This is a genomic window from Acinetobacter sp. ACIN00229 (genome assembly GCF_016106645.1).
GTDB lineage: Bacteria > Pseudomonadota > Gammaproteobacteria > Pseudomonadales > Moraxellaceae > Acinetobacter > Acinetobacter oleivorans.
Window position 1 is genome coordinate 1 of the sequence record NZ_JADWOM010000037.1, and the last position, 11160, is coordinate 11160.

An 11160-nucleotide genomic window follows, 5' to 3' on the forward strand; every position below is an offset into this window, starting at 1 on the left:
TTAATTATCAATACTAGTTAAATTTTAATTAAAAGTTATCTTTATTTTTAAAAAATAAAACTCTTTCCACACCTAAAAACAATATAGTGAAAAAATCCCAGTAAAATATAATTTGTATCAAAAACAATTTAATTTTTAATAACTACGATATTAAAAACTCAACTCAAATGGTATTTTAATAAAGATGAAATATAAATCTAAGGCATATAAATAAATCATACTTTAAACGCTTTATAACCAATGGTATTTAAAATACCAGACAAAGCATCCAGCGTGATTACTTTTATAAACAATAAAATAAAGCGATTGGATAAAAAATAATTTAAGAGGATTTAATCATGTCAACTTCATCCAACACTGTTGTTATTACCGATGACACTGGGCTATTAACCAATATCACATATATTGATAATTCTGTTGTATATACAGACGGCGAAACCTGTGATCCGCCACCCTCTATTACTAAAAAAGGAAATGTTTGGACGATCACTTTAGACTGTGACCGTAGCGGCTCTTCGCAGGTTGCTAATAGTTATGTTGAACTATTACAAAAAGGTAGCCACATGTTTGCTGATAGTCAAAGTAGTGGCGACACCCCTAGCAAGCTTAACTTCTACTTTGGCGTTAATTTGCAAACTTCGTCGACTTCTATTCCCGTATATCTCGCTCAAGGTCACTATGTTGGACATAACAATTGGTGGTTTGGTAGCTTAGCCGTAACTAATATTGGTGGAAATAAACCTGTTCTATTAATCAATGGTACGAACGTAGCTTTAACGGGCGGTAATAGCTCATTCACTTTATCAAATATTTAAAGCTTATGAAGAATACGCCGGTTCATCGTTCACTTAAAAATGAGCAGTCTCATTTCGGGGCTGCTTTTTATATATGCCTAATTTGAGTATTCAGTATAAAATTATGGCTTAAGCGTCCCATCTCCCAAATTAGGCCGTGTCATATACTTTAAGTGATAAGAGCAAAAAATGACTCAAAATAAAGTTGAATTAGCAGAGAAATTGTCAAAAGAATCTCATAAAGGTCAAAAGTATGGTCCTCATGATTACTTTGATTATCATATTAAAGGTGTGGTCAACTCATTAATTGAGCACCGATTTTCGGAAGTCTATATTATTACAGCCCTTCTCCACGATAGCGTTGAAGACACTCCTCTTACGCTAGACAAAATCGAAAGTTTATTCGGAAAAGAAGTCCGTGATGCCGTTGATGCATTAACTAAACGGGAAAGTGAAACACGCGAAGAATATTTAATTCGTTGTAGTTTGAATCCGATCGCTCGAGTCGTGAAACTTCATGATGCAGCCTTTAATGCACATAACTCACATAAAGAAAATAATCAATCACGTGTAGATTATTATCTTCAAACCATGTTAGCTGTTTCAACGGCTCAAGATAGGTTGAGGTAGGTAAAAGACAACGAAATGAATCCGTTGCCTTTTTATTTTTAAGATTGTGCAAATGCCCAAATGTCTTTTGATGCAACTGTGTCAGATACAAGTCTAAAACTCATAGGTTCTAAGTCTTCATCTACCACAACATAACCTTTCGAGTTATTTTTTAGCGCATCACACTTGTTATCGGTCAGTTGATAGCTTGCTGTATTGGCTAATGCACTTTCAGTAATAACACCTGTAAATACACAATTTAGGTCTTTCGAGACAATTTTGCCTTGTGCATTGACCTCGGTATTTACCGTTGTTCCATCTGGAAAAGATAAATCATAGCTACCGACCAATTGATTCAGCGTAATTTTCTGATCATCAATTTTTTCATAATGTGCTAATTCAACGGTCATCGCTTGATTAGACTGGTTGCTCTGCCAAGCTTTAGTTTTTACGTCATAACTCATCACAATTTTGGCACGGTTTTCGTCATCATCTAAAACCAATAATTTAGAACCATCTGCGCCAGAATAGTATTTACCCGCCATTGGTAACTCTTCATCAGTTTCGGTACTAATAATATAAGTACCGACATCTAAGCTCGGAGCAAGTGCAGGTTTTTCAGTCGAGACTTGGTCATCATGATCATTGTCATTACAAGCCGCCAAGCCCATTCCAAGAAGTAAAACCAACAAACAACGTTTCATGGTCTTTCTCCTTACTTGTTAAATAGGCTTTTTAAACGAATTTTGAGCCATTCTTGAGCTGCTGGTCGCTGATCGTAAGCAACTTGCATTGCAGTTACAGCAATTTTGCTTTGCATGACGGCGCTTTCATCCGACATTTGCGCAGCGGTTGGAGCCGATGGTGCCGCATCAATTCCTAGACCAAATTGATTGTTGCCTTTATTGTCTTTGGTCACTTGGAACTTCAATTTATATAAGTCATATGTCCCAATTTTTGAAAAAGCAAAAGGTGTGCTGGTTGTTAAATTTTTAGGGAAATTAACATTTAGTGTGATGCCTTTTGGCAACAATTGGCCCTTGCCTGCCTTAGCTTGTAATTCTTTTAATAAAACTACGGTTTGTTTTGCCACAATCGCAGAGTTAGGGTTGTTTAAAGTCTTATCATCTACCGTGTTGGTATCGGCGCTTAAGGCAATAGACGGAATCCCGCGTCCTGCCGAAAACTGTACATTGCCAATCGTGCCAGAGTGTACAACGACTTTTCCGACATTTTGTCCTTCATTCGGGCCAGATAACACTAAGTCTGGCGCTTTACCCCAGCGTTTTGGTGCAACCACATCTAATCCATAAACTGTTGCCATCACTGGTGTGCCATGTGCGTAGTTCCAGTCACCATTGGTATAGCCCGCTTTAGTAAAGGTTCCAGCCGTAGGTGCGCCGATTGGTGCTGCGCCATTGTGACAACCGTTTTCAGCCGCAATTTGCTTGTCATTATCCGCGGTAATCGTCGTTGAGCTGTACATCACAATTGCACCACCGCGACCACTTTGTGGTGAACAAGGTACAGACACCAGCACGTTATGACCATTTGCTTTTAATTCATCATAAAGCGCTTTGACATTGCTGGTTAGACCGTCATCATTAACCAATAGAATATTTAGTGCAAAAGCTGGAGTTGTACACAAAGACAGAATAAGGCCGCCCAATAAACTTTTTTTCATCACTTAACTACCATGTTCTTAAATTTCGATTTGTATAGTAGTTGCGCTATATGTACGTTTAGTGACTACGCATCAATAAAAATTAAAATACTTTTCCATTAAAAATTAAATAATTATATTATAAATTATTGCTAAGTTTTCTTTTATAAACTGATCTTCAACTTCAGCAATCATATTCAAAATAACAAAACCCACGTTTGTGGGCTTCATTCAAAATGTCATTTCAAGCTTTAAATTAAATACGTCCAACTTCTAAATATGGAATCAAGTTTTTATCAAAATGTGGTCTTGGGTCGCCCTCATAACTAATAAAACCATGCATTCCTGTTAAGCGTTCACCTTTATAAAACTGGTTTAACTGATAACGCGGGTCTTTATGGGAAAGCGTAAAACTCACCACACCAACGCCCTGCTGTTTTGACTTGTTATAGGCATCTTCGAGCATTTTATGATGCAAAGCTAAATCTTGTGGATGGCACATTAAGGTGTGTAACACGTGATACTTAATAGAGTCACCCAGTTTAGGCAAACGCATGCCTTTGGTAAGCGGAGTCAGCAAGTTATAAACGGGTCTAAAAATTCCAATGACTGAACTGTAATGCAAGATTTTGGTTTGCTTAATACTGTGCTGATCCCATAAACCAAACATGCCCACCAGCTTTTCACCCTTAAAGTAAAGTGAAAAGTCTGAGAGTTTTATTCCTGAAAAATACTGATGACCTTGAGCCAGTTCTTCAAAGTTATAGGCGGGAATAAAGTTATAAAACTCTGCCATGTCGCTAATAAATTGGTTCATCGCTTCTGCATGTTGAGCTTCAGCAACACAAGTACGGATCTCTTGAATGTCACTCTGCGGAGAAGTCTGCTTTAAAAAAGCCGTGATTTTCCGTTTTGCACCAGTGTCGGTGAGGCTTAATGTCTCGATGAGTCCTTCGTCATAATAATCAGGCATTCCCGTTTTGCCCGTTTGGATGGCAGCGCGTGCGGCGTGGTTATCATCAAAAATAATCATTTGGCTATAGTTCGGTTCATGCATGGTTTGTTTTACATGCTTTGCCAAAACCTTCACCAGTGATTTACCTCGATAGTTATGATCTACCCGTAAATCTCCCGCGTACCTTAAGTTTTGAACGTTCCGATCGACATAACATGGGCGGTAACCATTGCTATAACAAGCGACATTCTTTTGGCTTTCGGTGTCTTCAATCACGACATGCAGTTTATGCCGATAGACAATGTCGGACGCTTTAAAATAACTTGGTTCTCGCTGAAAGCTAATTTGTATGCCTTTGGTGGTCATGGGTACGGCGATTAAGTCTCGTAAAGCCTGATCATCTGCCAAAGTTGCTTCTCGGGTAATCAGCGTATTCTCAGCAAGTGGTGGATTTATTTTATTCATTATTCACCTGTTGTGCGGTCTGTACGGGAACTAAGTTATTTAAACGCCCCATTTGGTCGAGTAACTGATAGACAAACACCACTTCGTCTTGGTCATTCACGGTTTTCTGAGTTTGTGCATCGAGTAGCTTTTGCTCAGTATTGAGCAAATCAAATGTGGTTTTGGTGCCGACATCAAACTCTTTACGTGTGTAGACAAAAGCAATAGATGCTGCCTCTATGGCATTTGCCAGTGCTTCTTTATTTTGTCGAATGGTTTGAAGCTGTGCATAGGTCGTGCGTGTACGCTTATTTAAATCCAGTTCAAGACTTCGCGTTTTTTGGTTAGCCAAATCGATATCGGCCTGTGCTTTTTTAACGTTGGCACGATTTAAGCCATCGTCATAGAGCGGTACATTAAGCTGCACCCCAACCATATAGTTATTACTTTCCGAACCAATATAGCTTGCCTCATCTTGCTTTCCGGCACGGCTGGTGAGCATGACCGTTGGCCATAGTTCCCGTTTGGTTAGAGCATATTGTTTCTCTGCGGCTTGCTTTTCGTATTTGCTACGCATTAAAGCCGGATGGTTCTTGGTTTGTGCCAAAATTTCATCTAAGGTAGCCGGAATAACTGGCAGTTGTTTAATGGCGACAAGGTTCTCAGGCGTTACACCCGTCACTTGGTAAAACTGCGCTTCGCTTACGGTTAAGTTAGATTGAGCTTGTGTGATATCAGCTTGGCCTTGTGCAACTTGCGCCAAAACCTGAGCCAAGTCTGCACGGGTAATCATGCCCACGTCAAAACGGCGCTTTGACTCATATAAAGACCGTTGCAGATTTGCCATGGTCTTTTGTCTAAGTTCTAAAATGGCTTTCTTCTTTAATACGTCGGTATAGACCATCACCGTATTTAAAATAGTTTCCGATCTTTGATCTGACAAACCTTGGTTTTGGGCAGAAAGCTGACTTTCGGCAACATCTATTTCTAAACGGTGTCGACCAGAGGTATAAATCGGATAATCAGCCTGCAATTGCAAACTTCGGCCTTTACGGTTTCCTTCGGTTGGAAACAGGACGTGTGAAGGCGTATCTATTCTTTCATAGTCCAGTTGACCGACTAAATTGACTTTGAGCCCATCACGTTGTTTGGCCTGTTCAAGCATAGCAGTGGACTGGTTCACGCTTAAACGGCTCACTTCAAGCTGGCTTTCATGCCTTAAACTAGCCGACAAAGCCTCATCTAAAGTCATGGCATGTGTATTCGACACCAACAACACGCCTAGATATAAGGCGTGTCGAAGTGTTAAAAACCGAGTATTAAATGGCTTCATCCCTTTCATAGTTGTTCCAAACTATTGAGGGTGACTTTTTTAAGTGGCTCAGGTTTGATATTACCTTCGATAATGCCATCAAACATGACCAATTTTTTGTAGGCATTCCACCCATTATTGGCTTGGCGAATTTGAGGCTGGTCGAGCTGTCCTAAGTTTCGAGCAAGTTCGTAATGGAAGTTTTGACGCAAAATACTGTCGATATATTCATTATTAATGCTGTGATGAATTTCACCTTCAAAAAGTACGCAATAAAATGGTTTAACTTGTTGTTGGGTATCAATCGCCAGTAAAGAAATCGCTTTCGATTCGGTTTCATTTAACTGCGACAATAACTGATGAGCTGTTTCAGGTGCTAACTTTTCACCGACCAGATCCACCCCAAAACGGCGGCCTTGGAATTCAAAACACGGAATTTGCTCTATAAAGCCAGTGACGCGTAAGCAATCATCCAGACAATAACGAAGTAAGCCATTACCTGAAGTAATCAGTGGGCTCACCACATCGCCTTGTTTAAGCTGCCACGATGGAATGATTTGCCCTTGTTTTTCGCCTTCTAAATATTCAAATTCGTAGAAGTGACTTTGATACGCCAGCGGATATTGGTCGTTATAGGGAATCGTGACGACACCTTCGGTCGCCCATAGACCTTTGCCTTCAAACTGCACACTGGGTAACTTCTCTTGTAATTTTTCAGCCCAAGCTTTTGAACCTGCGGTATCCCAACTTGACACTAAGCTTAACTTTGGCCAAAGTTTTTTAAAGTCGATCTGTGCGCCGTTTGTACTGTCAATTAGGGCTTGAGCGCTTTCAGGGTTATGCGGTGCGGTCACTTCGTTTAATGAAGCCTGACGGTTGCCCCATAAACCACTTTGTAAAACCTCAATCACATCTTGTTGCAGCAACTCCAAACGTTCAAGCAATTGCAGCGCAAAAGTTGGACTCCACACCGAGATCATCGCTAAGTTACGGTTTGCCACCAAATAACAAATGGTGGCAAACAGTGCATCGTCAGCATTGGCGGCAAAGGCAACATTACTTGGAACAGCTTGGGTAAACTTAGACAAAATTCGCTTACCTACACCAAGTAGCTCACTATCGTCATTTAGGTTTTTGTCTTTTAAAACTTCACGCTGACTTTCAGGCAACCACGACACTGACCAATAATGTGTACCCGAACTAAGCTGTGGACATTTGCGATATAAACTCGCCATCCACGGCGCAATTGCATGGTCAAGTTCATCTAAAAACAGCTTGGTGTACGGAATAAACTTGATTTGTTCACTCGAACCACTGGTCGGCTGGAAACGAACCAGTTTACTGCTAGACAGTGACAGCTTTTGTTCACGGTAACGTTGAATGTCTTCACGCCATGCGCCGTAACGTGTCGCAGGAAATGATTTTACAAACTGATCATAGTTTTGAACTTTTTTATCTTTGGCAAAGGTAGAGGTCTGTAAAATCGAATGCAAGATTTGACGTTGTGTCGCTTCTAAAGCTTTAAACTGTTTTTGGAAATTACGGTCAGATGCATCACACCATTTTTTTAAAATCAGGTGCGAGCCAAGCGTTAGCCATTCATTAGATTTCATTGGATGGCCTCTCTACGTTTTGTTTTAGACGTTACACAGGCTTCAAACTTTCCCTTGCTTGTAGGTTTAGTAATGAGCTTCACTGGGAAACGGGCAATATCTTTCCAGCCAAGACGGCCAATACACGGCAGTTCTGTGCCTGCTTTCCATGTCGGATTCAACTGCTCAAAGAAATGAATATTTGGGTTCTTTTCTCTCATTTCGGCAGTAATTGGTGCAACTTCACCTTTTAATGGTTGATAGTCATCTCCAAAATTTAACAGGCCTGCATCTTTATCATAATATTCGCCAAAGAATTTCTCACAGTAGTGTTCGACGACTTCCGAAAGATGCTGGTTTTCATCTTTTATATTTGGGTAGTACACATAGTAGTTATTGGCGAGTAGCAGGTAGGTCTTATAGCCTTTAGAAATCAGGAGCCAATAGAGTTCGTTAAATGGATATTTGATTCGAAGCTTAATCATGAGTTTGAGCATGGTACTTTGTAGACTACGCGTACCCCAAAACTTCTTCAAAATGACCGTATCACCGCTAAATAATACGGTGTAGTCCTTACCGTTTAAGTAGAAATGCTGCACCACAACGGTAGAGAAGCCCACAATCTCATTTGTTTGTGAATCAAAAATTAAGATTGCACCGCTTTTATTTTGGAAATCATCTACGAAAATAGAAAATCTTGTATTTTCATAATACTGTTCGTAAATGGAATACATCACTTTTAATCGCTCAGTATCGATTTGCTCTTTTTCAAAATATTGACCATAAGTCGTGTTTTTCAGGTTCAATTTTGAAATTAGTTTATACGTTGTATTAATCATAATCCTTTAACCTTCCACCTCTAATTTGCGAGTTCCCCGATCTCATCAACCGATTTTAGAAAACTCAGATCAATGTTCTTTTTCTATGAAGGGATACGTTTTGATATGCCCTATTGTTTTTCATTCTTTGAAAGCTGCTCTTTATTTCTAAATCGCTACATGTTCATTTTCTTCCCCCGATCCATAAAGATGGTTAAAAATGCGGTCACAAACATGATGATTGCGAGCATGCGTAATAAATCATTAAAGCTAGATGTTAGTGCCTGAAAATGAATGTCGCGATAAATCACACTGAGTGCGATTTGCTGTGCATTTGAGCCAACTTCCTGATATTGCGCCGTAAGTTGGTCGAGTCTTTCTGTAAAAATCCAGTTTTGCGGTGTCATCGACTGATTAATCTGGGTAACATGTAGCGCAGTCAGCCAATCCAAGGATGAGTTAATCAGTGCTAGTCCAACCGCGCCTCCGATATTACGCATCAGGTTATAAATGCCACTGGCATCGGCTACTTTGCTGAGTGGCAAAGTGCTCATGGCTAAATGCGAAACCACAATCAGGCAGATCATGAGACCAATACCACGGTAAATCTGCGGCCAAAACATAAAGTCGTAATCGCTATGAATGCTGAGGTGCGAGTTGAGCCACACACCAAAGCCAGCCAAAATCATTCCGACAAATACGGTTTTTCGGGTATCAAAATTGGGAATGAGCCACGCAAGAAACGGCGCAAAGCAGAACATGACAATACCTGTCACCATCATGACGTGACCAATTTGGCTACTGTTCATTTCACGGACTTGCCCAAGAAACACAGGAATCATGTAACCCAAACCATAGAGCGCCATGCCAATCACAAAAGTTGTGATGGCACTTAAGGTAAAGTTTTTGTTTTTAAATACTGACAAATCGAGCAAAGGCTTAGGCTGGGTGAAACTTCTAGAGAAGAAAATCATGCCGCCCACAACGCAAATCATGAAAGCAATACGAACACCTGTGTCTGCAAGCCAGTCATGTCGCGCGCCTTCATCAAGGAAATACTCAAGCCCACCCAAAAACATCGCCATACCAACGAGGCTAAACCAATCCATGCTTTTAATGAGTGAATAGTTTGCACGGTCAATATTTGGACCCGAGTAAATGACCGTAGCAATGATAATGCCCGGGATAATATTAATCAGGAACATCCAGTGCCATGAGAAGTTATTGGTGAGCCAGCCGCCAATGGTTGGGCCAATGGCCGGCCCCAAAGTACTGATCATGCCAAACATAACCAATGGCAATGAACGTTTTGGTTCTGGAAAAAGTAAGTACAACGCCGTCATGGAGGTCGGAATCATGCCGCCGCCCATAAAACCTTGAATGCCACGAAAAACCAATAAACTTTCCAAGTTCCATGCCAAGGCACAAAGTAAAGAGCTGACCGTAAAACCAATTGCACAGATGGTGTAATACACCCGTGTTGAAAGCACCCGCGAGACAATACTCGACATTGGAATTGCAATAATCTCGGCAATTAAATAAACAGTTTGCACCCAAGTGACTTCGTAACGACTTGCACTCATTCCAGCTTGAACTTCGTTTAAAGAACTCGCCACAATCTGAATATCAAGAATCGCCATGAAGTTGCCAAAAATCATGGCAGCAAAAATTGCCCATGCCGTCTTTGCGGGAAACATCCACTCGGCGTCAACGTGCTTATTCATGTCTTATTACCTAAAATTTTATTATTAAGTTCTTAGGTCAACGGTGGCACTGACCGACATACCAGGTTTTATCAAATCGATATGCGGGCTTGAATCTATGGCAATACGCACAGGAATACGCTGAACAACTTTGTTAAAGTTTCCTGTGGCATTATCTGGTGGCATGAGTGAGAAAGTTGCGCCTGATGCTGGTGAAAAACTCTCAATTTTCCCGCTATAGGTTAGGCTTGGATAGGCATCAAGTTTGAGTTCAACTTTCTGCCCAATATGCATTTTTTCAATTTGGGTTTCTTTGAAATTGGCTTGTACATACAAACTGTTTTTAGGAATGATCGCCATTAAGCGGGTTTGCGGAGAAACACGTGAGCCTTTTTGGATTGCAAGACTACCGATTTTGCCATCTACAGGACTCACCACTTTGGATGAAGCCAGATCGACCTGATATAGGTTTAAGTTTGCATGAGCACTTTGAATATCTGCTAAAAGCTGCGCTCGACTGGCTTGTAAACTCCCCAACTGAGCTTCTGCTGCATTAACGGCTGCTTGTGCCTTGCTGAGTTGTGCCTGAGCTGTTAAATATTGAGACTGAATGCCTTCAAAGTTTTGACGAGTAATTACCCCATCTTTTAGTAAATCTTGATAACGTTCAAAATCTTTTCTTAAACGAGTTAAGTCTGCTTGAGCTGCCACTACACCACTATTTGCTTCAGTAATGGAAGATTTAGCAGACTTTTCATTTTGTTGTTGTACACCAAGCGCCGCTTCTTTTAAGCTGACGACAGAACTCGCCTGATCATAACGAGCTTGGTAATCGCGGTGGTCTAATACCGCCAAAGTTTCCCCTTTTTTTACCACCTGATTATCGTTAATTAATAACTCAATCACTTCGCCTGAAATCTTTGGCATGACCCAAGTAACATCTGCCTGAACATAAGCATTATCAGTAGATTGATAAAATCGGTATACAAAAAAATAATATATAATGCCTGCGACTAAAAATAACAGCAGGACACTAAAAACACCCCAAGTTATTTTCTTTCGACTTTGGAAATTAGTGTCAGTTTCTAGCTGAGCTACGTTATCCATATTCATTCCGTTTATTTGTAATATTCGATTTTTTATTTACACCAATAAACTATTAGCGTCTTTTTTACGTAACTTTTCACTTGGTTTATTCAATGAATCGTGACAGCGTAAAATTTGGTGCAAATTATGGTTCTTAAATCAATTAAATATCATTGACCGTTTT

General features: G+C 40.3%; 10 protein-coding genes. 2 read left to right on the forward strand and 8 right to left on the reverse strand.

From position 1 onward, the window contains the following. Positions 1–338 precede the first annotated feature (338 nt). Together I7H67_RS19450 and I7H67_RS19455 are read left to right on the forward strand one after the other, a co-directional pair. Positions 339–815, forward strand: coding sequence for a hypothetical protein (locus I7H67_RS19450; RefSeq protein WP_198308632.1), 477 nt, complete (start codon positions 339–341; stop codon positions 813–815). A gap of 168 nt (positions 816–983) precedes the next feature. After that, a complete protein-coding gene (locus tag I7H67_RS19455) occupies positions 984–1424 on the forward strand; it encodes an HD domain-containing protein (protein ID WP_198308633.1) in 441 nt (146 codons plus the stop codon). Positions 1425–1462: 38 nt separating this feature from the next. Here the strand turns inward: I7H67_RS19455 and I7H67_RS19460 are convergent, their stop codons facing one another. From I7H67_RS19460 to I7H67_RS19495, 8 genes are all read right to left on the reverse strand, one after another. Next, positions 1463–2107, reverse strand: coding sequence for a hypothetical protein (locus I7H67_RS19460; RefSeq protein ID WP_198308634.1), 645 nt, complete (start codon positions 2105–2107; stop codon positions 1463–1465). 11 nt (positions 2108–2118) lie between these two features. Further along, a complete protein-coding gene (gene surE, locus I7H67_RS19465; RefSeq protein ID WP_198308635.1) occupies positions 2119–3090 on the reverse strand; it encodes a 5'/3'-nucleotidase SurE in 972 nt (323 codons plus the stop codon). A 232-nt stretch (positions 3091–3322) separates the two neighbouring features. Continuing rightward, positions 3323–4486, reverse strand: a complete 1164-nt coding sequence (locus tag I7H67_RS19470; RefSeq protein WP_198308636.1) for a hypothetical protein — start codon at positions 4484–4486, stop codon at positions 3323–3325. Further along, the gene (locus I7H67_RS19475; RefSeq protein WP_198308637.1) at positions 4479–5807 is read right to left on the reverse strand and encodes a TolC family protein; all 1329 of its coding nucleotides are present in this window, start codon (positions 5805–5807) and stop codon (positions 4479–4481) included. The genes I7H67_RS19470 and I7H67_RS19475 overlap by 8 nt, the downstream gene beginning before the upstream one ends. Next, positions 5804–7390, reverse strand: coding sequence for a GH3 auxin-responsive promoter family protein (locus I7H67_RS19480; protein ID WP_198308638.1), 1587 nt, complete (start codon positions 7388–7390; stop codon positions 5804–5806). Before I7H67_RS19480 ends, I7H67_RS19475 begins: the two co-directional genes overlap by 4 nt. Further along, positions 7387–8175, reverse strand: a complete 789-nt coding sequence (locus tag I7H67_RS19485; RefSeq protein WP_192454519.1) for a hypothetical protein — start codon at positions 8173–8175, stop codon at positions 7387–7389. The genes I7H67_RS19480 and I7H67_RS19485 overlap by 4 nt, the downstream gene beginning before the upstream one ends. Positions 8176–8363: 188 nt before the next feature. Continuing rightward, on the reverse strand, positions 8364–9911 hold the full coding sequence (locus I7H67_RS19490; protein WP_198308639.1) for a DHA2 family efflux MFS transporter permease subunit: 1548 nt from the start codon (positions 9909–9911) through the stop codon (positions 8364–8366). Between the two features lie 24 nt (positions 9912–9935). Beyond that, positions 9936–10997, reverse strand: a complete 1062-nt coding sequence (locus tag I7H67_RS19495; protein WP_151768425.1) for an HlyD family secretion protein — start codon at positions 10995–10997, stop codon at positions 9936–9938. Positions 10998–11160: the final 163 nt, after the last annotated feature.

What these genes read in the sequence shown, in the direction of transcription:
- I7H67_RS19460 (WP_198308634.1), bottom strand. Translation starts at nt 2,107, where the DNA reads ATGAAACGTTGTTTGTTGGTTTTACTTCTTGGAATGGGCTTGGCGGCT.
- I7H67_RS19470 (WP_198308636.1), bottom strand. Translation starts at nt 4,486, where the DNA reads ATGAATAAAATAAATCCACCACTTGCTGAGAATACGCTGATTACCCGA.
- I7H67_RS19490 (WP_198308639.1), bottom strand. Translation starts at nt 9,911, where the DNA reads ATGAATAAGCACGTTGACGCCGAGTGGATGTTTCCCGCAAAGACGGCA.
- I7H67_RS19475 (WP_198308637.1), bottom strand. Translation starts at nt 5,807, where the DNA reads ATGAAAGGGATGAAGCCATTTAATACTCGGTTTTTAACACTTCGACAC.
- I7H67_RS19450 (WP_198308632.1), top strand. Translation starts at nt 339, where the DNA reads ATGTCAACTTCATCCAACACTGTTGTTATTACCGATGACACTGGGCTA.
- I7H67_RS19480 (WP_198308638.1), bottom strand. Translation starts at nt 7,390, where the DNA reads ATGAAATCTAATGAATGGCTAACGCTTGGCTCGCACCTGATTTTAAAA.
- I7H67_RS19455 (WP_198308633.1), top strand. Translation starts at nt 984, where the DNA reads ATGACTCAAAATAAAGTTGAATTAGCAGAGAAATTGTCAAAAGAATCT.
- I7H67_RS19495 (WP_151768425.1), bottom strand. Translation starts at nt 10,997, where the DNA reads ATGGATAACGTAGCTCAGCTAGAAACTGACACTAATTTCCAAAGTCGA.